This is a genomic window from Cytobacillus sp., assembly GCF_032154635.1.
GTDB lineage: Bacteria > Bacillota > Bacilli > Bacillales > Cytobacillaceae > Cytobacillus.
Genome location: NZ_JALDXW010000027.1, coordinates 1 through 17,972 on the forward strand (window position 1 = coordinate 1; position 17,972 = coordinate 17,972).

Consider the following 17,972-nt stretch of genomic DNA (forward strand, 5'->3'; position numbering starts at 1 on the left):
AGACTTAAAAATTAACGTTGACGTTTTTTGTTCGTTCAGTTTTCAAAGAGCAATAATTATTTATCGCTTACAGCGACTTTACTAATATATCACCTTTCGCCTTTGACGTCAATAACTTTTTTTAAGTTATTTTCATTATGTCATCAGCGACGTTTATTAATATAACAGCAAAATTACACTAAGTCAACAAGTTTTATCATTTTTTTAATATTTATCTCTTTTGTTCCCTCGTCTGTCTATTAAGTATATAATTCAGGCATTCGTTTGGTGCAGCAACTCTTTTAAATAGCGCAAATAAAATCTTATATCTCTCCTCCATCGCCCTCTTTACGATATGATCAATGCGGTCATCCTTCAAATCAAATAAAATTTCATCCATTTCTCTTTTTATTAAATACTGCATTTCTTTTAGTTCTTTTTGATTGATTAAAAGCCCTAGCATCCTAAAACCCCTTTATTTCAGTTTGATTTTTGTAGTATTTTCCATTTTATTTTTTTTATGAATTTGTTTTTCAAATCATTTTTAAAAAATATTTGCATAAGATTGAGACAAGAAGTGATTTGGACGAGGTGAAGGGTATTATGAACTTCTTTTTTGTACTTAACGGGAAAATATTAAAACAGCTTGCAATCGTAGTAACTACCGCTTTCTTTGCTGCCTGGTTCCTTTATGTCGGAAACATTGTTCATCTGCCAGCATTTTCGGCAAAAGATGGACCTAAAGCAATATACAAGGGAGAAAAGGACCTAGCACTTACTTTTAATATCGGGTGGGGGGATGAAAAGGCGGAACCCATTCTGGATATTCTTAAAAAGGAACATGTAAAATCTGCTACCTTCTTTCTTGCGGGATCATGGGCAGAACGCCACCCAGATCTTGTTTCTAGAATTATGAAAGAAGGATATGAAATTGGGATACTCGGTTATAATTACGAAGATTATACTGAGCTAGAAGAACCAAAAATTAGACAGGATATAGCGAAGGCACAGGAAGTATTTAGAAAGTTAAACGTAAAAGACATAAAGCTTATTCGAGCGCCGACAGGACATTTTGATCAAAAAACATTAAAGGTAGCAGATAGGCTAGGCTATACGGTTGTACATTGGAGCCTTGATTCAAAAGATTGGACAAATCCCGGCGTAGAAGCCATTATCAAGAATACAGCACAAGCAAAAAAGGGAGATATCATGCTATTACATGCTTCTGATTCAGCAAAACAAACAGCAAAAGCTTTGCCGCAAATCATTCAAGCGATCAACAAAAAAAGTTTAAAGCTAGTGTCCGTTTCTGAAATGATTGCAAATGCTGAAACAAAAACAAGTGAGGTTAAATAATCAATTGATAAGAAAAAGCCGTCCTTATTTGGCCGGCCTTTTTGCTATTTTTTTTCTTTGCTCTTGTGAAGCTTTATTTAGTTTTTGAAGTATAAGCAGCTGGTAAGCGTTACAAACTAATAATGGAAAGATCATTAAATATACCCAGCTTTCTTCATTTACCCGCAAAACTGGCACCCACTCGATTGTTGTAACAACAACCATAAAGAATAATGCAGGTATCAATGCTTCTTTACTAGTCATCTTTACTTTCACTGCTGCCACTGCTATGCCAACAACAAAGATAAATGCAGCTACTCCAATATAGGGCCAAATGCTATCCCCTTCCCCAGCAAATGCATTGTAACGGAGATAGACCAAGTCAAATAATACAAACAAAATAAGAATGACTTGAACTGCATTCCATAACGAATGAGATTTAAATATTCCAAGACCAAAGCGATGAACCGTTAAATAAGCAAAAAAACCCGCTTGGCTTAGAACACTGAAAATAAAACCCACTCCAATTAACCATAGTAATACAGATAATATTTCAAGAAGATCGAAAGAAGTGAATATAGGTTCAAATTCATTCCAACGCACAATAAAACCTACAACCCCAGTAGTTAATCCCCCAACTAACAGAGTTGATATAAACAACTTTACCCAATTTCGGCTAGTCAATTTATTTTTCCTCCATAGCATTTATTCAATCACTTTTGATTGTACCAACGTAGCAATGAAAAATCTAGGTAAAGCAATTCACGCGAATAATATTTGCTCATTTTCTTCATTCTAACATTAAGGACATCTCTGAAAGGAGCTTCTATATGTTAAAAATATTCCGTATGCTCTTCCCTTGTATGATTATTATTATGCTTGCTGGTTGCGGTCAAGGTGAAGCTGGCAGCAATAATATGGATTATGAACAAACCAAGAAAATGATTGTAGATATACTTAAGACAGATGATGGCAAAAAGGCTATTCAAGAGCTAATGGAAGACGACAAAATGAAACAGAAGCTTGTCATGGACCAAGCAGTTGTCTCTGAAACGATCGAAAAAACGTTGACCTCGGATAAGGGAACAGAATTTTGGAAGAAGTCTTTTGAAGATCCTAAATTTGCCGAAAGCATTGCAAAAAGCATGAAAAAAGAAAATGAACAGCTTTTAAAGAATCTAATGAAAGACCCAGAATACCGTGGAATGATGATTGAAGTTTTAAAAGATCCTGAATTAGAAAAAGAAGTCACTAATGTTTTAAAAAGTAAGGAATACCGTGAACATTTACAGTCTGTTGTCACCGAAACATTCGAGAGTCCACTCTTTAAAGCAAAAATCCAAGAAATACTCCTGAAAGCGGCAAGTGAGGTAAAAAGCGGGGAAAAAGGTGGAGAGAGTGAAGATAAAGGTGGAGAGGATCAGGGCGGCGGACAACAAGGTGGGGGCCAAGGTGGCGGTGGCGGAAGCTAAGCTATCGCCTATGAAAAAAACCTCTTTTCCCAAGTGAAAAGAGGTTTTTTTCTTATTTACCTTCCAGCGATTGAACGACTTTCTGAGCAATTTCCGTATAGATTTTCCCCAATCTATGTTCTTCTTGATAAACAGAAGGAGCAAACTCCTTTTCATCCCAATCAGGTTGTTGAAGAGGCAGCTGACCTAAAACTTTTGTTTTTAGTTCTTCCGCAAGCTTTTGTCCGCCACCTTGACCGAAAACATATTCCTTTTCACCAGTAAGCTTGCTTTCAAAATAAGCCATGTTTTCAATAACACCCAATATTTCATGTTCTGTTTTTATCGCCATTGCGCCTGCTCGGGCAGCAACAAAAGCAGCAGTTGGATGTGGAGTTGTAACAACGATCTCCTTACAAGATGGAAGCATCGTATGAACATCGAGAGCCACATCACCTGTTCCAGGCGGTAAATCAAGTAATAGGTAGTCAATGTCCCCCCATTCCACTTCATTGAAAAAGCTATTAAGCATTTTTCCAAGCATTGGACCTCTCCAAATAATTGGAGCGTTATCTTCAACAAAGAAGCCCATGGAAATGACTTTTACACCAAAACGATCAACTGGAATAATCTTTTCTCCTCTAACTACAGGACGTGACGTAATCCCCATCATATCAGGCACACTAAATCCATATATATCAGCATCAATCAAGCCGACCTTTTTCCCTAATCGCGCTAGTGAGACAGCAAGATTGACCGAAACAGTGGATTTCCCAACTCCACCCTTCCCGCTCGCAATGGCAATAAAAGTCGTCTTGCTATCAGGAGACAGCAATCCTTTATCTTCTTCTTTCACTGCTTGACGATACTGAGCTAATACAGATTCCGGCAACTCACTAAAACGGATACCGACAGTTGCTGCCCCCGCTTCTTTTAACAAGTTCACAATTTGTGTTTGAAGCTGAAGCTGCTCTGCTGTTCCTGTTTTTGCAATTAATATCTTTACACTAACATGATTTTTTTCTTCCTTAATCTTTACTTCATTAATGGCATCAAGTTCACCTAGTGTTTTATGTATAAATGGCTCTTGAACTCCATTTAAAACTTCTCTTATATTTTGTTCCGTTAACATACTAGCACCTGCCTTTATGAATTCGTTTCCATTAAAGTATAACATATTGTTATCGTGCTACAGTTAATTCTATCACACTTAGTCTAATTAAAAGCAATACTCACAACTTTCTATTAGCTCCTGCTTATTCGGTTCATTCACAATTCAAAAAAAAAAGATGCTGGTCGGCATCTTTCTTTTATTCCTCTTCCTCCAGCTCTTTTTCATCAGAAAAATATCTGAGGATCCCCATATATATCGAGGCAGCAACTTTGTTCTGATATTGTTCTTTTTTCAAATTTTCCTTTTCGGCCGGATTGGACAAAAATCCAATTTCAACTAGTGCACCAGGAATTTCTGCGTTTTTTAGGATATATACATTATTTAATTTCTTTGCTTTTCGATTTGTGTTTTCCAAATTACGTCTTAATTCATCCTGTATAAACTTTGCTGCTCTTGCATTTTCATCTTTATGTGATGCATAAAAGGTCTGTGCGCCGCTCCAGCGGGATGAAGGAATCGCATTTAAATGGATGCTCGCAAAAAACTCAGCTCCAGATGTATTAATAATTTCAAGGCGCTTTTTTAAATCCTCAACTTTTCGTCTGCTATAACCCCTTGTACCATCTGGAGCCAGATCACGGTCATCTTCTCTCGTCAATATCACAAGCGCACCTTGTTCTTGAAGATATTCTCTCACCTTCAGTGTCACATCAAGGGCGATTTCCTTTTCAAGCGCATCCTCGTCCCCTGCTCCGCCATCTGGCCCCCCATGACCTGGATCAAGTAAAATAATCTTTCCTGTTAAAGGCAAATGCCATGATTCCCAAGAATCCTCTTCTGAAAAATCATATTGTAATATTAAAAATAGGACGATAAGTCCAATGGCGAATGCCGCAGCTTTTAATTTTTTCATCCCCTGTCAACCTCCTGCCCGTCCTCAATTTAATATATGGGACAAGGTAAAGAGATAGAACAAGAAATACGGAATTTAAAAGGTTGAATTAGTGAAGGCGGAGCTTATGTCTTCTTTGACCCTTTTGAAACCCTTCCATCCACCAGCTATTTACATATTCCTCGCATAAGTAATAAAGAGATTCACTCATCATCCCCTCTTCCCCGTGCCCCCAATACAAGAGGAAGTTGTATAACGTATCTGAAAAATGCCGAATCTCATATCTGCATCGGTTCCTTACGTCTTCAGCTGGTTCGCCATATAGTCCAAATCGGCTAAAATGAGCACCTAATAAATACGCTTCAATTGCCACATCATAGCATGCTTCTTCAATTCCTGCATTCATCATTAACCCAGATGCAAATCTTGAGGAGCCGAAATGATGCTGCACTTTTTCTTTTAATGCCTTTATTGATATTTCCTTTAAAATGGACTTTTCATATTTAATTTGCTTTTCTCGTTTCTTTTCTGCAAAAGTTGTAATCACATTCATGGTCTTCCCACCTCTTAAGGATAGTCTTTAACCGCAAAAGGAGAGACATACAAAAAGGCAGATGCTTTTGTCTGCCAATTTTTTATAAACCCATCAAAAATTCTTTATGTAAACTAATCAATTTTTGATTTAAAAGTAAAATTCCACAATACAATCAATATGCTTGTCCATTCAAAGTTTGATTCCATTCATACCTTATAGATGAAAGAGCTCTTTCAAATCCATTCGAAGGAGGGAAAACAAATGGCAGAATCTAAAGGATATGGATGTGGATATGGCAGCACCTTTGTGCTAATTGTCATATTGTTCATTTTGTTAATCATTATCGGCGCAGCACTTTAATAGCGTAGGGTTCGTATCAATCCTATAAGATACGAGTTGCACCAACATGAATGAGGCTGACTTATTAGGAAAATTAATAAGTCAGCCTTTTTTTATTCATTCTCTTTATTCTTATTTAATTCATAAAAATCACCAGCAAACTTTGCCATCTTTAGCAGTTTTTCTAAATCTAATTTACCAAGGAAACTAAACGGATAAATCCACAATTCCATCAATATGCTTGTCCTATTCAAAGTTTAAATCAATACATATCTTATAAATGAAAGAGCTCTTTCAAATCCACTCGAAGGAGGGAAAACAAATGGCAGAATCTAAAGGATATGGAAGTGGATATGGCAGCACTTTTGTGCTAATTGTCATATTGTTCATTTTGTTGATCATTATCGGGGCAGCACTTTAATAGCGTAGGGTTCGTATCAATCCTATAAGATACGAGTTGCATCAAAATGAATGAGGCTGACTTATTAGGGAAATTAATAAGTCAGCCTTTTTTTATTCATTCTCTTTATTCTTATTTAATTCATATAGATCACCAGCAAGCTTCGCCATTTTTAACAGTTTTTCTAAATCTAATTTTCCAAGGAAACTAAACGGATGTTTGACTGGTTCCGTTGGTTGACTTTCGTTAGAGGACTTAATTTTTTCTAATTGGTCGTTTAATTTGGTCATTTCAAATAATAATTTAGTAACGTTTTCACGTTGTATTTGTGTAGATTCTTTTATGCTTGTGATTTCATTGACTAGTCTATTCAATATTTCTTCTTGCGATGAAGCTTTTCCCACGTTTTCTCGGCCATTCATTTGTTCCAGAATTACATTTAATGCCTCTCCTTGCCTGACTAACTCCTTTAACAGTATTTCTCTATACTCGCCTTCATTCATTCACATAAACCCCTCTCTTATTAATTGTAAATCCGATTAAAATCGTATCAATCCATTGAACGAGTTTTCTCTTTAATTGCTTGTCCGGAATATAATATGTTGAACAATGGAAAGCTGTATAGATAAACGCTATATCAGTCACTAAATTTCTTTATATTTATAAAAAAAGACCCCCAACCAAATTGGTTGAGAGCCTTTGAAAAATTGATATTAACGTTTTGAGAACTGAGGTGCACGACGAGCGCCTTTAAGACCGTATTTTTTACGTTCTTTCATACGAGCGTCACGAGTTAATAGACCTGCAGCCTTTAATGTTGGACGGTAGTTTGGATCAGCTTGAAGTAACGCACGAGCGATACCGTGGCGAATTGCGCCAGCTTGACCAGTGTAGCCTCCACCATTCACATTTACATGCACATTATAGCTTCCTTGAGTTTCAGTAGCTACAAGCGGTTGATTTACAACTGCACGCAATGCTGCAAATGGGATATAATCTTCAATTTCACGACCGTTGATAATAATTTGACCATCGCCTGGAACTAAACGAACTCGTGCAACGGAGCTCTTACGACGACCAGTACCAATATATTGAACCTGTGCCAAGTTAATAACCTCCCCTATAAATTATCCACGAAGTTCGTAAACTTCAGGTTGTTGTGCTTGGTGCTTATGTTCAGCGCCAGCATAAACGTGTAATTTCTTGAACATTTGACGGCCAAGAGAATTTTTTGGAAGCATGCCTTTAATAGCAAGCTCTAACATTCTCTCAGGATAGTTCGTACGCATTTCATTAGCAGTTCTAGTTTTTAAACCACCTGGGTGTAAGCTGTGACGGTAGTAGATCTTGTCAGAAAGCTTCTTACCTGTTAAGTGGATTTTTGAAGCATTAAGAATAATTACATGATCACCAGTGTCAACATGTGGTGTATAAGTTGGTTTATGTTTACCACGTAGAATTGATGCTACTTCACTAGCAAGACGACCTAAAGTTTTGCCTTCAGCATCAACTACGTACCATTTACGTTCGATATTGTTTGCATTCGCCATAAACGTTGTACGCATCAATTTTCCCTCCTAAAAATTCCATTATTCATTCATTTGGTTTCATATCTTCAACACAATAAGTTCCGGGGCTTATCGTGGTTTTAATAACAATACCTTTGCTATGATACACTTTTCAACGGCTAATGTCAATAAAATGTTACACCAGGTTTAGTTGTTTTGAGAAATTTTTATAAAGACTGTTCACACACTTCAATATTGCACTTCCCATAAATACAATCCATGTGCTGGTGCTGTTTTTCCTGCATAGGAACGGTCTTTTCTTTCAAGTATTTCTGGAATGGATGCTGGAGAAATATCTCCTGCCCCCACCTCTAAAAGGGTCCCTACTAATATTCGAACCATATTATACAAAAAGCCATTTCCGTTAAAACGAAATATCAGCATATCTCCCTCTTCAAGCATTTCCACCTGACTTATTTCACGTACCTTATCAACTACATCCGTTTTAGCTGAGCAAAAGCTTGTAAAGTCATGTTCTCCGATCAAAAAGGGGATAGCCTCGTTTATTTTCTTGAGATCTAAGTCATATGGGTACTGATAGGCATAATGGCGTTTAAACGGATCCCGCTGATCGGAGCGGTGGACGAAATAACGGTATTCCTTCCCTTTTGCATCAAAGCGGGCATGAAAGTCATCGGCAGCCAGTTCTGTACGAATAATCGCGATATCATCCGGTAACAGCGTATTTAAAGCAACCTTCCACTTAGCCAAAGGGATTCTAAGCGGAGAGTCGAAATGGATGACCTGTCCTCTAGCATGGACACCAGCATCCGTTCTGCCAGAGGCACTTGCCTTAACATCTATATCCTTATGAATCTTTCTAAGCGCCTTCTCTATTTCGCCTTGCACGGTACGCTTACTCGGCTGTACTTGATAGCCAGCAAACTGTGTTCCATCATAAGAGATAATACATTTATATCTTTGCATCACATTGCTCCATTATGTTCGAAATAAGACTAACAAAGCGGTTAGAAGTCCAAGTAATACGAGCATGGAAGTATCCGTAAGCCCCCAGCTAAGCTGTCTATACTTCGTCCTGCCTTCGCCGCCTTTGTAGCCCCTTGCTTCCATCGCTGTAGCCAGTTCCTCAGCTCTTTTAAAAGAATTAACAAAAAGCGGAATTAGAAGTGGAATAATCGCCTTCACTCTATCTTTTATTGGACCGCTTGTGAAATCGACCCCTCTTGCCGTCTGTGCCTTCATGATCTTATCCGTCTCTTGCATCAAAGTCGGTATAAATCGAAGCGAGATGGACATCATGAGAGCAAGCTCATGTACAGGGAACTTTACTTTATTTAATGGATGAAGCAAACTCTCCAGTCCATCTGTTATTTCAATCGGCGTCGTTGTTAAAGTAAGTATTGATGTCATCAATATAAGAAGAAAAAATCGTAAAGAGATGAAAATCCCCTGCCTTAAACCTTCTTCATAGATTGAGAACCAGCCAGCTTGAAATAAGAGCTCCCCTTCTTTTGTTAAAAATAAATGCAAAAGCAAAGTAAATAGAACAAGCAATAGAACAGGCTTTAGTCCCGATATGATAAACCGCAATGGCACTTTAGATAAAGAAATCATTAACAAGGTATAAATGGCTAATAATCCGTATGTCAGGCTATTATTTGCGATAAAAACAATACAAACAAATAAAAAGATGATCACAAGCTTTGAACGCGGATCCATTCGGTGAATCAGTGAATGAGCAGGAACGTACCGGCCAAAAATCATTTTCTCCATCATTTCCGCTCACCCCCCTTTAGAAAGGAAGCAATTTCCTCCGTTAGCTTCTCCATAGTTAAACAAGTTTGCGGGAAATTTGTCTGAAAGGCTTCTTCAACTTTTTGCTGGAAGCGTACAACCTCAGGCACATCTAAACCAAGCTGTATCAAGCCTTCAGGAGAAGAAAAAATTTCTTCTGGTGTTCCTTTTCTATACACCTCTCCTTTTTGCATAATAACAATTTGGTCTGCGTATTTAGATGCATCTTCCATACTATGTGTAACTAGCACAGTCGAAAGCTTTCTCTCCATATGAAGAGCATGGAACATATCCATAATTTCCTTTCTTCCCCGTGGATCGAGACCTGCAGTAGGCTCGTCCAGTACAATAACATCTGGTTCCATTGCTAAAACTCCTGCAATGGCTACTCTGCGCATTTGCCCCCCAGATAAGTCGAAGGGGGATTTGTTTAATATCTCTTCTGAGAGGCCAACTTGTTTAATAGCTACCCTAGCTCTTCTCTGTGCTTCTTCCTGTGAAACGCCAAAATTCATCGGTCCAAAGCAAATATCTTTTTCAACTGTTTCTTCAAACAATTGATGCTCTGGAAACTGAAAAACGATGCCTACCTTCTGCCTTACTTCCTTTAAATTTTTTTGTTTTTTGTCTGCTGTAACCTCTTTATCGCCAATGATTACTTTTCCAGCTGTCGGCTTTAAGAGGGCATTCAAATGCTGCAACACCGTAGATTTTCCTGAACCTGTATGGCCAATAATTGCTAGAAAGATTCCTGATGGAATATCAATGGACACATCCCTAATAGCTAGGCGTTCAAAAGGTGTGTTAGCTTGATAGCGGTATTCTACTTTCTGTAGTGAGATGTCCATAACTCTTCCACCAACTCTTCTTCTGATAAAAAATGCCTTGATAGCGAAACCCCTTGTTCCTTTAAAAGCTTGCTCATTTTAACAGGGAAAGGAATATCCAAGCCAAGTTGAACAAGCTCCTCATCCATTTGAAATATTTCTTCAGGACTGCCCTCTCGATAAAGCTCGCCTTTGTTCATTACGATGATGCGATCTGCTTTAACAGCCTCTTCTAAATCATGAGTAATCGATATAACTGTCATATGATGGTTCTCTTTTAACTCTCTAACCGTTTCTAAAACCTCTTCTCTTCCTCTTGGATCGAGCATAGAGGTTGCTTCATCTAAAATGATAATCGAAGGTCTAAGTGCGATCACACCAGCAATAGCCACTCTTTGCTTCTGGCCACCTGAAAGATGGTGCGGCTCTTGATCAAGAAATTGAGACATGTTAACTTTTTCTAGTGAATACTTGACCCTTTCCACCATTTCTTCTCGAGCAATTCCATTGTTTTCTAAACCAAAAGCCACATCATCCTGAACTGTTGTTCCAACGAATTGGTTATCAGGATTTTGAAAGACCATCCCAACCTTTTTCCTTATCTCCCATACGGTTTCCTCTGAAAGCAGCATGCCATTCATCTGTATAGAGCCTTCTTGAGGAAATTGTAACCCATTTAATAGCTTGGCAAGAGTTGATTTTCCAGAACCATTATGACCGACGATTGCAAGCCATTCCCCTTCATATATATCAAATGAAACATTTTTAAGTGCAAAACCTGCTTCTAAAGCATACTGAAATGAGACATTTTCTAACTGAACTAGCTGCTTCTTATTCAATGCTGCTCCTCCTCTCAACTACCTCTACTCTCTATTCTAAACTCTACTCCCAGCTAATCAAAACAAAATTCTAAATAAAAAACCCGCCATTTTTGGCGAGCTTCAATAGCAATGACAGTAGAAACTTATTGACGAATCATATAAAGAAACCATTACAAACTAGAAAGCACTCTTTTCTATATCCGCTATTCGAGCTTATAAAATGTCAATACTGCCTTCTATTCAAGCCCTTACAACAGTATCCAATTTAAAAAAGCCCGCACCTTTCCGAAAAAAACAGGACACCGCCTGCCAGCGTTATGATTAAATATAAATCGGAAAGGTGCAAGAAGAGCTAGACGCGACATGAAAATAGAAAACCAGAAGCGCCCTGTTCACCCCCGACAAGCACGAGTTGTGCCTCACAGAAAGATATATTCTTTACCTTTTTGGAGGATTGGCCTGTGACATCGAGGTAGACAAAAACGCGACGCCTGTATATAGGGGAAGCTGCTTGTGCTAGAAAACTCTTTACCCCCGTATCATGCCCATCGTAACACTCACTTTGGCTACTTCCATCTAGAAGTTTGTTCTATTACAGAAAAAGGGCAAAGAACAAACGTCCTGCCCTCATCCGATTAGAAATTAAACTAACTCGATAATTACCATTGGTGCGCCGTCACCGCGACGAGGTCCAAGTTTCATAATACGAGTATATCCACCTTGGCGTTCTTCATAACGTGAAGCGATATCGCTGAATAATTTTTGAACTGCATCTTGTTTTGTTTCAGCGTTAGCTACCTCATTACGTACGAATGCAGCTGCTTGACGACGAGCATGCAAATCGCCACGTTTTCCAAGAGTGATCATTTTTTCAACAACTGAACGAAGTTCTTTTGCACGAGCTTCAGTTGTTTCAATACGCTCATTGATGATTAAATCTGTTGCTAAGTCACGTAGCATAGCTTTACGTTGAGAGCTAGTACGTCCTAACTTTCTGTATCCCATGAAAGTTTCCCTCCTTTGTTGAAGTCATTCTTAAGCCGTTAAAGCTACAAGATAATGACAGTTAACAAGCGTTAACGAATCAATCATCTTTACGTAAGCCTAATCCAAGCTCTTCTAGTTTGTGTTTAACTTCCTCAAGAGACTTTCTGCCTAAGTTACGTACTTTCATCATATCTTCTTCCGTTTTATTTGCTAATTCTTGAACGGTATTGATACCAGCACGTTTTAAACAGTTATATGAACGAACAGAAAGATCTAGTTCTTCAATGGTCATCTCAAGTACTTTTTCTTTTTGATCTTCTTCTTTTTCAACCATGATTTCAGCATTTTGAGCTTCATCGGTTAATCCAACAAAGATATTCAAATGCTCAGTTAAGACTTTCGCACCAAGTGCAACAGCATCTTGTGGACCTGTACTTCCATCAGTCCAAACATCGAATGTTAACTTATCATAGTTAGTCATTTGGCCTACACGTGTATTTTCAACCTGATAAGACACACGTGAAACTGGTGTGTAAATAGAATCGATAGGGATTACTCCAATCGGCTGATCTTCCCTTTTGTTCTGAACAGCTGGCGTATATCCACGGCCTCTTCTAGCAGTAAGGCGCATGCGTAAATGACCATTAGATCCCAACGTCGCAATGTGCAAATCAGAATTAAGGATTTCTACATCGCTGTCATGGGTAATGTCAGCAGCACGAACAACGCCTTCACCCTTTACATCAATTTCAAGCGTTTTCTCTTCATCAGAGTAAATTTTTAGTGCAAGTTTCTTAATGTTTAAAATGATAGATGTTACATCTTCTACGACGCCTTCAATTGTTGAGAACTCATGAAGTACCCCATCAATTTGAATCGATGTGACTGCGGCACCTGGGAGTGAGGATAAAAGGATACGACGTAAGGAGTTACCCAAAGTAGTACCATATCCACGCTCAAGCGGCTCTACGACGAACTTCCCGTACTTGGCATCATCGCTGATCTCAACCGTTTCGATTTTTGGTTTTTCTATTTCGATCATGAAAATATACCCTCCTTCAAAACGTCGAAACCCCGGCTAGCATCCTAACCGAAATTCCCCCATGTATACGTTCCCGTTTTGTGCACAACAACTGGAATAATTATCCTGTATAATGAATAAAACATTTACATCATATCCCATTATAGACAAGGATACAAATTCTATACAGAAAAATTAAACACGGCGGCGTTTTGGTGGGCGACATCCATTATGTGGAACTGGAGTCACGTCTCTGATAGCAGTTACTTCAAGACCAGCAGCTTGTAGCGCACGAATAGCCGCTTCACGTCCTGCACCAGGTCCCTTAACAGTTACTTCAAGAGATTTCATTCCGTGTTCCATAGATGACTTCGCTGCAGTTTCTGCTGCCATTTGCGCTGCGAAAGGAGTAGATTTACGTGAACCTTTAAACCCTAGCGCACCTGCACTTGACCAAGAAAGTGCATTCCCATGAGCATCAGTAATAGTTACAATTGTGTTGTTAAAAGTAGAACGAATGTGTGCAACACCTTGTTCAATATTCTTTTTCACACGACGTTTACGTGTATTAGTTTTGCGTGCCATTTAAAGTACCTCCTTTACCGATTATTTCTTCTTGTTCGCTACAGTCTTACGAGGACCTTTGCGTGTGCGAGCGTTATTTTTAGTGTTTTGTCCGCGAACCGGTAAACCACGGCGATGACGTAGACCACGATAGCTTCCGATCTCCATTAAACGCTTAATGTTTAGTGAAACTTCACGACGAAGATCACCTTCAACCTTTAGCTTATCGATGACTTCACGGATTTTATTTAACTCATCTTCTGTTAAATCACGAACACGAGTGTCTTCAGAAACACCAGCTTCTGCTAATACTTTCTGAGCAGTATTTTTACCAATCCCATAGATGTAAGTTAATGAGATTACTACACGTTTTTCACGTGGAATATCTACACCAGCAATACGTGCCATAAATTAGCGCACCTCCTTGTTATTAACCTTGTTTTTGTTTATGTTTAGGGTTTTCACAGATAACCATAACTTTTCCACGTCTGCGGATAACTTTGCACTTTTCGCAGATCGGTTTAACAGATGGTCTTACTTTCATTATCCTAACCTCCTTAATAGTACGGAGTGCAATGGTTATTTAAAACGATAAGTGATTCTTCCGCGAGTTAAATCATATGGAGAAAGCTCCACAGTAACTTTATCTCCTGGTAAAATACGAATAAAATGCATACGGATCTTACCAGAAACATGAGCCAACACCGTATGACCATTTTCTAATTCTACTTTAAACATGGCATTTGGCAAAGTATCAACCACCGTGCCTTCAATTTCAATTACATCGTCTTTCGCCATCGAACAGTCTCCTTTCTTTATTCAAATACGAACTCATTTATCTTTGCAAACGCAAAGCTTATTTTCCATCGTTACACGCCGGATTTATCGAGAAATCTATTTGAAACTAACAACCTTATGATTATAGCACAAAAACAGGACAAAATTGAAACGATATATTAAATACGAGCAATTAAGCAATTGTAAGTATCTCATATCCATTTTCAGTAATTGCAATTGTATGTTCAAAATGAGCACACATTTTCCCGTCAATTGTAACGACTGTCCAGTTGTCAGTCAATGTTTTCACATATCGGCTTCCTGCATTCACCATTGGTTCAACAGCAAGTACCATACCCGGTTTTAGTCGCGGACCTTTGTTTGGGGGACCATAATGAGGAATTTGTGGGTCCTCATGTAAGCTCTGACCTACTCCGTGGCCAACATACTCGCGTACAATGGAAAAACCATTTTGTTCCGCATATGTTTGAATTGCATGTGAGATGTTCGATAGACGCTCACCTGGCTTTGCTTCCTTAAGGCCGATAAATAGTGACTCCTCAGTAACGTCAAGAAGACGCTTCGTTTCATCATCAATTGTACCAACAGGATAAGTCCAAGCTGAGTCACCATGATAACCATTATATTTAGCACCAATATCTACGCTGATAATATCGCCGTCTCTCAACACCCGATTACCAGGTATGCCATGAACAAGTTCATTATTTACTGAAGTACAAATGCTGCCAGGGAAGCCGTTATAGCCTTTAAACGAAGGAATTGCATTCGCTTTACGAATAAATGTATCAGCAATATGATCCAACTCTTTTGTTGTTATTCCAGGAGCAATATGTTTTTTCAGTTCTCGGTGAGTCAATGCTACAATTTTGCCGGCCTCACGCATGATCTCAATTTCACGCGGCGTTTTGCAAATAATCATTCATGCAAGCCCCCGAGTAAACGATCCAGATCAGTAAATACTTTATCGATATCCTGTTGCCCATCAATATTGCGTAGATATCCTTTTGCCTCATAGAAATCAAGCAAAGGTTTTGTTTGTTTGATATTCACATCGAGTCGAGTCTTTACCGTAGCCTCATTATCATCTGCACGCTGATACAGTTCACCGCCACAGCGATCACATTCATCCACTTTTGCAGGAGGATTAAATACGAGATGGTAAGTGGCACCACAATCTTTACAGATTCGGCGGCCAGTTAAGCGCTCCATAAGAATATCTTGATCCACATCAATATTAATGACAAAATTAATTTTTTTATTCAATTCAGCAAGAATATTTTCAAGTGCGTCTGCTTGAGGAACCGTTCTTGGAAATCCATCAAGCAAGAATCCTTTCTCACAATCATCCTTGCTTAACCGTTCACGAACAATACCGATTGTTACTTCATCAGGAACAAGCTCGCCATTGTCTATGAAAGATTTTGCTTTCAGGCCTAGTTCCGTCTCTTCCTTTATGGCTGCACGAAACATATCACCTGTTGAAATATGAGGGATGCCATACTTGTCGACAATCTTCTCGGCTTGTGTACCTTTACCGGCACCGGGGAGCCCCATTAATACTAAATTCATATGAATTCCCCCTAAATCTAATTGGCTTATAGGGAACCTTTACATGTCCCCTAAAAACCAAATTATTTGATAAACCCTTTATAATGACGTTTAACAAGCTGTGATTCAAGCTGCTTCATCGTATCTAATGCAACACCTACAACGATAAGCAAGCCTGTTCCTCCAATTTGAGCTGAATCTGGCAACCCTGCGATATTAATAAAAAGCATTGGCAGAATAGCGATTACAGTTAAGAAGATAGCACCGACAAATGTTAAACGATATAAAACGCGAGTTAAATATTCCTGCGTGCTTTTTCCAGGTCTGATACCTGGAATATACCCGCCCTGCTTTTTCAAGTTGTCAGAAACCTGTTCTGGGTTCACTTGGACGAAAGCATAGAAATACGTAAAAGCAATAATTAATGCACTATAGATGATCATTCCGACTGGTGTCGTATAATCAAATACTCTTTGAATCCATAATGTAACATCATTTTGCTCAAGGAATCCTGCAACAGTTCTTGGCGTAATGATAAATGAAACAGCAAAGATAACTGGAATAACACCAGCTGCATTAACTTTTAATGGCAAGTGAGTGTTTTGTCCTCCAACCGGATTTCTTCCAACTGTAACACGCTTTGCATATTGAATTGGAATCTTCCTTAATGCCTGCTGGAAAAAGATTGTACCAACTATAATTGCAACAACTGCTAAGAGGATTAGTACTACTGTTACAATTCGAAGGAAAATTTGCTCACCCGCATTTTCAAATTGCTGTGCATAAATCTGGTTAACTATAGATGGTATACCAGCGACGATACCAGCAAAAATGAGAATGGAGATTCCATTTCCAACGCCCTTTTCAGTAATTTGTTCACCCAGCCATAATAAAAAGGCTGTTCCAGCAGTTAAAACCGTTGCAATAAGAAGGTATGAGCCAATTCCAGGGTTATCAATCAATTGCCCATTTGCAAGGTTGTTAAACCCATAAGACATACCAAGAGCTTGGATGAAACCAAGCACGATAGTAAAGTAGCGGGTAAACTGAGCTAATTTACGGCGTCCAACTTCCCCTTGCTTCGACCATTCTGTAAACTTTGGCACAACGTCCATTTGTAATAGCTGAATGATAATGGATGCCGTAATATACGGATAAATTCCCATTGCAAGTATCGAGAAGTTAAGAAGCGCGCCACCGCCAAAAGTATTTAAAATACCGAATGCATTTAACTCATCCTGGGCTTGTAATACGTCGGCATTCACACCAGGTACTGGTATAAAAGCACCGATGCGAAATACGACCAACAATAAAAGGGTGTATATGATTTTTCTTCTTATATCACCCACGCGCATAAAATTGGAGATAGTTTGAAACATTAAATCACCTCAGTTTGACCGCCGGCAGCTTCAATCGCTTCCTTTGCAGCAGAGGAGAATTTATGAGCTTTAACAGTAAGCTTTTTCTCAACTTTGCCTTTAGCAAGAATTTTAATTCCTGCTTTTTCATTACTTACTACCCCTGTTTCGACAAGAAGAACTGGTGTAACTTCTGTTCCATCTTCAAAACGGTTAAGTGCATCAAGGTTCACAACTGCGTATTCTTTACGGTTAACATTTGTGAATCCGCGTTTTGGTAAACGTCTGAATAAAGGTGTTTGACCACCCTCAAAACCAGGACGAACACCGCCACCTGAACGAGCGTTTTGACCTTTATGACCTTTACCAGCAGTTTTACCGTTACCAGAACCGATTCCTCGGCCTTTACGTTTACGTTCTTGACGTGAACCCTCTGCAGGCTTTAATTCATGAAGTTTCATGTTGGCACCTCCTTATTTTATAGAAGAGTGAAATTTAGTTTTCTTTTACCGTAACAAGGTGAGCAACTTTGTTGATCATTCCTCGGATAGCAGGATTATCTTGTTGCTCAACTGTTTGGTGCATTTTGCGTAAACCAAGAGCTTTAACTGTTTCGCGTTGGTCTTGCGGGCGACCAATCACGCTGCGAGTGAGGGTAATTTCTATTGTTTTCGCCATTT

27 protein-coding genes are annotated in these 17,972 nt (G+C 38.8%); 4 read left to right on the top strand and 23 right to left on the bottom strand.

Going from position 1 to position 17,972, the window contains the following annotated elements; genetic code table 11:
• Positions 1-211 precede the first annotated feature (211 nt).
• Positions 212-442, bottom strand: coding sequence for a hypothetical protein (locus RUH74_RS16965; protein WP_313802107.1), 231 nt, complete (start codon positions 440-442; stop codon positions 212-214).
• A 140-nt stretch (positions 443-582) separates the two neighbouring features.
• Here RUH74_RS16965 and pdaB point away from each other — a divergent pair, with 140 nt between their 5' ends.
• The gene (pdaB, locus tag RUH74_RS16970) at positions 583-1,335 is read left to right on the top strand and encodes a polysaccharide deacetylase family sporulation protein PdaB (protein WP_313802109.1); all 753 of its coding nucleotides are present in this window, start codon (positions 583-585) and stop codon (positions 1,333-1,335) included.
• 24 nt (positions 1,336-1,359) lie between these two features.
• On the opposite strand, the gene RUH74_RS16975 is transcribed toward pdaB, so the two are convergent.
• Positions 1,360-1,998, bottom strand: coding sequence for a KinB-signaling pathway activation protein (locus RUH74_RS16975; protein ID WP_313802111.1), 639 nt, complete (start codon positions 1,996-1,998; stop codon positions 1,360-1,362).
• 146 nt (positions 1,999-2,144) lie between these two features.
• On the opposite strand from RUH74_RS16975, the gene gerD reads away from it, so the two are divergent.
• On the top strand, positions 2,145-2,786 hold the full coding sequence (gene gerD / locus RUH74_RS16980; RefSeq protein ID WP_313802113.1) for a spore germination lipoprotein GerD: 642 nt from the start codon (positions 2,145-2,147) through the stop codon (positions 2,784-2,786).
• A gap of 52 nt (positions 2,787-2,838) precedes the next feature.
• On the opposite strand, the gene RUH74_RS16985 is transcribed toward gerD, so the two are convergent.
• The 3 genes from RUH74_RS16985 to RUH74_RS16995 form a co-directional block, all read right to left on the bottom strand.
• A complete protein-coding gene (locus RUH74_RS16985; RefSeq protein ID WP_313802115.1) occupies positions 2,839-3,897 on the bottom strand; it encodes an Mrp/NBP35 family ATP-binding protein in 1,059 nt (352 codons plus the stop codon).
• Positions 3,898-4,075: 178 nt separating this feature from the next.
• Positions 4,076-4,792 carry an N-acetylmuramoyl-L-alanine amidase CwlD gene (cwlD, locus tag RUH74_RS16990; RefSeq protein WP_313802117.1) on the bottom strand — a complete coding sequence of 239 codons (717 nt, stop codon included), beginning with the start codon at positions 4,790-4,792 and terminating at the stop codon, positions 4,076-4,078.
• 88 nt (positions 4,793-4,880) lie between these two features.
• The gene (locus RUH74_RS16995) at positions 4,881-5,324 is read right to left on the bottom strand and encodes a YbaK family protein (protein WP_313802119.1); all 444 of its coding nucleotides are present in this window, start codon (positions 5,322-5,324) and stop codon (positions 4,881-4,883) included.
• A 243-nt stretch (positions 5,325-5,567) separates the two neighbouring features.
• Between RUH74_RS16995 and RUH74_RS17000 the strand changes: the two genes are divergently transcribed.
• Positions 5,568-5,666, top strand: a complete 99-nt coding sequence (locus RUH74_RS17000) for a YjcZ family sporulation protein (protein WP_313802121.1) — start codon at positions 5,568-5,570, stop codon at positions 5,664-5,666.
• 301 nt (positions 5,667-5,967) lie between these two features.
• Complete coding sequence (locus tag RUH74_RS17005) at positions 5,968-6,066, top strand: YjcZ family sporulation protein (RefSeq protein ID WP_313802123.1); 99 nt, start codon at positions 5,968-5,970, stop codon at positions 6,064-6,066.
• A 92-nt stretch (positions 6,067-6,158) separates the two neighbouring features.
• On the opposite strand, the gene RUH74_RS17010 is transcribed toward RUH74_RS17005, so the two are convergent.
• From RUH74_RS17010 to rpmD, 18 genes are all read right to left on the bottom strand, one after another.
• The gene (locus tag RUH74_RS17010; RefSeq protein WP_313802125.1) at positions 6,159-6,548 is read right to left on the bottom strand and encodes a hypothetical protein; all 390 of its coding nucleotides are present in this window, start codon (positions 6,546-6,548) and stop codon (positions 6,159-6,161) included.
• A 210-nt stretch (positions 6,549-6,758) separates the two neighbouring features.
• Positions 6,759-7,151: a 30S ribosomal protein S9 gene (gene rpsI / locus RUH74_RS17015; protein WP_057767233.1), complete on the bottom strand. Its 393-nt coding sequence runs from the start codon at positions 7,149-7,151 to the stop codon at positions 6,759-6,761.
• A 21-nt stretch (positions 7,152-7,172) separates the two neighbouring features.
• Positions 7,173-7,610, bottom strand: coding sequence for a 50S ribosomal protein L13 (gene rplM, locus RUH74_RS17020; RefSeq protein WP_313802131.1), 438 nt, complete (start codon positions 7,608-7,610; stop codon positions 7,173-7,175).
• A gap of 192 nt (positions 7,611-7,802) precedes the next feature.
• Positions 7,803-8,540, bottom strand: a complete 738-nt coding sequence (truA, locus tag RUH74_RS17025; RefSeq protein WP_313802133.1) for a tRNA pseudouridine(38-40) synthase TruA — start codon at positions 8,538-8,540, stop codon at positions 7,803-7,805.
• 12 nt (positions 8,541-8,552) lie between these two features.
• Positions 8,553-9,350 carry an energy-coupling factor transporter transmembrane component T family protein gene (locus RUH74_RS17030; protein ID WP_313802135.1) on the bottom strand — a complete coding sequence of 266 codons (798 nt, stop codon included), beginning with the start codon at positions 9,348-9,350 and terminating at the stop codon, positions 8,553-8,555.
• Entirely contained in the window at positions 9,347-10,216 is an 870-nt protein-coding gene (locus RUH74_RS17035) for an energy-coupling factor ABC transporter ATP-binding protein (RefSeq protein ID WP_313802137.1), read from the bottom strand. The genes RUH74_RS17030 and RUH74_RS17035 overlap by 4 nt, the downstream gene beginning before the upstream one ends.
• Positions 10,192-11,034 (bottom strand): energy-coupling factor ABC transporter ATP-binding protein, encoded by an 843-nt coding sequence (locus RUH74_RS17040; RefSeq protein ID WP_313802139.1) that lies wholly within the window; start codon positions 11,032-11,034, stop codon positions 10,192-10,194. The genes RUH74_RS17035 and RUH74_RS17040 overlap by 25 nt, the downstream gene beginning before the upstream one ends.
• Before the next feature lie 624 nt (positions 11,035-11,658).
• A complete protein-coding gene (gene rplQ / locus RUH74_RS17045) occupies positions 11,659-12,021 on the bottom strand; it encodes a 50S ribosomal protein L17 (RefSeq protein WP_053478241.1) in 363 nt (120 codons plus the stop codon).
• Positions 12,022-12,100: 79 nt separating this feature from the next.
• Complete coding sequence (locus RUH74_RS17050; protein ID WP_313802140.1) at positions 12,101-13,045, bottom strand: DNA-directed RNA polymerase subunit alpha; 945 nt, start codon at positions 13,043-13,045, stop codon at positions 12,101-12,103.
• A 174-nt stretch (positions 13,046-13,219) separates the two neighbouring features.
• Positions 13,220-13,609 (bottom strand): 30S ribosomal protein S11, encoded by a 390-nt coding sequence (gene rpsK / locus RUH74_RS17055; RefSeq protein ID WP_053478243.1) that lies wholly within the window; start codon positions 13,607-13,609, stop codon positions 13,220-13,222.
• A gap of 21 nt (positions 13,610-13,630) precedes the next feature.
• Positions 13,631-13,996, bottom strand: a complete 366-nt coding sequence (gene rpsM / locus RUH74_RS17060; RefSeq protein ID WP_053478244.1) for a 30S ribosomal protein S13 — start codon at positions 13,994-13,996, stop codon at positions 13,631-13,633.
• A gap of 22 nt (positions 13,997-14,018) precedes the next feature.
• Positions 14,019-14,132 carry a 50S ribosomal protein L36 gene (gene rpmJ / locus RUH74_RS17065; protein WP_000868344.1) on the bottom strand — a complete coding sequence of 38 codons (114 nt, stop codon included), beginning with the start codon at positions 14,130-14,132 and terminating at the stop codon, positions 14,019-14,021.
• Positions 14,133-14,167: 35 nt separating this feature from the next.
• Entirely contained in the window at positions 14,168-14,386 is a 219-nt protein-coding gene (gene infA / locus RUH74_RS17070; protein ID WP_009336604.1) for a translation initiation factor IF-1, read from the bottom strand.
• Positions 14,387-14,558: 172 nt separating this feature from the next.
• A complete protein-coding gene (gene map / locus RUH74_RS17075) occupies positions 14,559-15,305 on the bottom strand; it encodes a type I methionyl aminopeptidase (RefSeq protein ID WP_313802143.1) in 747 nt (248 codons plus the stop codon).
• Positions 15,302-15,955 (bottom strand): adenylate kinase, encoded by a 654-nt coding sequence (locus tag RUH74_RS17080; protein WP_313802144.1) that lies wholly within the window; start codon positions 15,953-15,955, stop codon positions 15,302-15,304. Before RUH74_RS17080 ends, map begins: the two co-directional genes overlap by 4 nt.
• Before the next feature lie 62 nt (positions 15,956-16,017).
• The gene (secY, locus tag RUH74_RS17085) at positions 16,018-17,313 is read right to left on the bottom strand and encodes a preprotein translocase subunit SecY (RefSeq protein WP_313802145.1); all 1,296 of its coding nucleotides are present in this window, start codon (positions 17,311-17,313) and stop codon (positions 16,018-16,020) included.
• Positions 17,313-17,753: a 50S ribosomal protein L15 gene (rplO, locus tag RUH74_RS17090; protein ID WP_053478248.1), complete on the bottom strand. Its 441-nt coding sequence runs from the start codon at positions 17,751-17,753 to the stop codon at positions 17,313-17,315. Before rplO ends, secY begins: the two co-directional genes overlap by 1 nt.
• A gap of 34 nt (positions 17,754-17,787) precedes the next feature.
• Positions 17,788-17,970 (bottom strand): 50S ribosomal protein L30, encoded by a 183-nt coding sequence (rpmD, locus tag RUH74_RS17095; protein WP_313802146.1) that lies wholly within the window; start codon positions 17,968-17,970, stop codon positions 17,788-17,790.
• Positions 17,971-17,972: the final 2 nt, after the last annotated feature.

Bases quoted from the DNA above. Each gene is read 5' to 3' on its own strand.
- rpmJ (WP_000868344.1), bottom strand. From the start codon at position 14,132: ATGAAAGTAAGACCATCTGTTAAACCGATCTGCGAAAAGTGCAAAGTT.
- RUH74_RS16995 (WP_313802119.1), bottom strand. From the start codon at position 5,324: ATGAATGTGATTACAACTTTTGCAGAAAAGAAACGAGAAAAGCAAATT.
- RUH74_RS17080 (WP_313802144.1), bottom strand. From the start codon at position 15,955: ATGAATTTAGTATTAATGGGGCTCCCCGGTGCCGGTAAAGGTACACAA.
- rpmD (WP_313802146.1), bottom strand. From the start codon at position 17,970: ATGGCGAAAACAATAGAAATTACCCTCACTCGCAGCGTGATTGGTCGC.
- RUH74_RS17010 (WP_313802125.1), bottom strand. From the start codon at position 6,548: ATGAATGAAGGCGAGTATAGAGAAATACTGTTAAAGGAGTTAGTCAGG.
- RUH74_RS16965 (WP_313802107.1), bottom strand. From the start codon at position 442: ATGCTAGGGCTTTTAATCAATCAAAAAGAACTAAAAGAAATGCAGTAT.
- gerD (WP_313802113.1), top strand. From the start codon at position 2,145: ATGTTAAAAATATTCCGTATGCTCTTCCCTTGTATGATTATTATTATG.
- pdaB (WP_313802109.1), top strand. From the start codon at position 583: ATGAACTTCTTTTTTGTACTTAACGGGAAAATATTAAAACAGCTTGCA.
- truA (WP_313802133.1), bottom strand. From the start codon at position 8,540: ATGCAAAGATATAAATGTATTATCTCTTATGATGGAACACAGTTTGCT.
- rpsK (WP_053478243.1), bottom strand. From the start codon at position 13,609: ATGGCACGCAAAACTAATACACGTAAACGTCGTGTGAAAAAGAATATT.
- RUH74_RS17035 (WP_313802137.1), bottom strand. From the start codon at position 10,216: ATGGACATCTCACTACAGAAAGTAGAATACCGCTATCAAGCTAACACA.
- map (WP_313802143.1), bottom strand. From the start codon at position 15,305: ATGATTATTTGCAAAACGCCGCGTGAAATTGAGATCATGCGTGAGGCC.
- RUH74_RS17030 (WP_313802135.1), bottom strand. From the start codon at position 9,350: ATGATGGAGAAAATGATTTTTGGCCGGTACGTTCCTGCTCATTCACTG.
- secY (WP_313802145.1), bottom strand. From the start codon at position 17,313: ATGTTTCAAACTATCTCCAATTTTATGCGCGTGGGTGATATAAGAAGA.
- rplM (WP_313802131.1), bottom strand. From the start codon at position 7,610: ATGCGTACAACGTTTATGGCGAATGCAAACAATATCGAACGTAAATGG.
- RUH74_RS16985 (WP_313802115.1), bottom strand. From the start codon at position 3,897: ATGTTAACGGAACAAAATATAAGAGAAGTTTTAAATGGAGTTCAAGAG.
- RUH74_RS17050 (WP_313802140.1), bottom strand. From the start codon at position 13,045: ATGATCGAAATAGAAAAACCAAAAATCGAAACGGTTGAGATCAGCGAT.
- rplQ (WP_053478241.1), bottom strand. From the start codon at position 12,021: ATGGGATACAGAAAGTTAGGACGTACTAGCTCTCAACGTAAAGCTATG.
- rplO (WP_053478248.1), bottom strand. From the start codon at position 17,753: ATGAAACTTCATGAATTAAAGCCTGCAGAGGGTTCACGTCAAGAACGT.
- rpsM (WP_053478244.1), bottom strand. From the start codon at position 13,996: ATGGCACGTATTGCTGGTGTAGATATTCCACGTGAAAAACGTGTAGTA.
- RUH74_RS17005 (WP_313802123.1), top strand. From the start codon at position 5,968: ATGGCAGAATCTAAAGGATATGGAAGTGGATATGGCAGCACTTTTGTG.
- cwlD (WP_313802117.1), bottom strand. From the start codon at position 4,792: ATGAAAAAATTAAAAGCTGCGGCATTCGCCATTGGACTTATCGTCCTA.
- RUH74_RS17000 (WP_313802121.1), top strand. From the start codon at position 5,568: ATGGCAGAATCTAAAGGATATGGATGTGGATATGGCAGCACCTTTGTG.
- infA (WP_009336604.1), bottom strand. From the start codon at position 14,386: ATGGCGAAAGACGATGTAATTGAAATTGAAGGCACGGTGGTTGATACT.